This window comes from Falsirhodobacter sp. alg1 (assembly GCF_000739715.2).
Taxonomy (GTDB): Bacteria; Pseudomonadota; Alphaproteobacteria; order Rhodobacterales; family Rhodobacteraceae; genus Falsirhodobacter.
Genome location: NZ_BBJC02000076.1, coordinates 1 through 618, shown reverse-complemented (window position 1 = coordinate 618; position 618 = coordinate 1). Strand labels below are relative to the sequence as shown.

Below are 618 nucleotides of genomic sequence, written 5' to 3'. Positions count from 1 at the left end.
CATCCGCATCGGTTCCTGTTTTGAGGAGCCGTTGAACCACCGTATGCTATCCACCTGGATGTCGGCCGCAGACTTTACCGATCTCATCGGTCGCTGCTTTACGGTGCCGCGTCTGGGATGTCCGATCATTTGGGGCGTGTCGGACAATGATACGGTTTGGTGGGATAACTCCGCCGCCCGTTATCTTGGCTGGCGACCAAAGGATAATTCAGAAAAATTCCGCGCCATGCTAAGGGACACCCGATCCCCGGCGGTCAGATACAGATCCAAAGGCCGCAGGGCATGAAAGACGACGTCATCCGGTCCGATCAGCAGGCACGGCGGCCCCCGATGCCGGACAAGCGTATTGAGCACCGCGAATCCATGGTCGATCCGTGCACCCGCCACAGCAGTGGCCAGAATGAAGGGCGCCTCGATCCGGCTCAATGCCTTTTCGAAATCCGTACTTTCTTGTTCCGCTACGTGAACAAGACGGTCAGCCAGCCGCGACCGGGCTTCGCCTGAAATGGAATCAAGATCCCCGATCACCCGCTCCGGCATGAAGCCCCAATGCCCATCGCCCGTGTCAGCACCCCCGTCTGCGGTCAACAAGATAGGGCGCAAAGACCAAGGCACACA

Annotated in this window: 1 protein-coding gene and 1 pseudogene; one reads left to right on the top strand and one right to left on the bottom strand. The window is 58.7% G+C overall.

The window, feature by feature from the left end; genetic code table 11:
* Positions 1–286, top strand: a pseudogene (locus tag TR36_RS16200) (NAD(P)-dependent oxidoreductase); the annotation flags it as partial.
* Here TR36_RS16200 and TR36_RS16490 read toward each other — a convergent pair.
* Entirely contained in the window at positions 181–615 is a 435-nt protein-coding gene (locus TR36_RS16490; RefSeq protein ID WP_370553460.1) for a hypothetical protein, read from the bottom strand. The pseudogene TR36_RS16200 and the gene TR36_RS16490 sit on opposite strands and share 106 nt — an antisense overlap.
* Positions 616–618 lie beyond the last annotated feature (3 nt).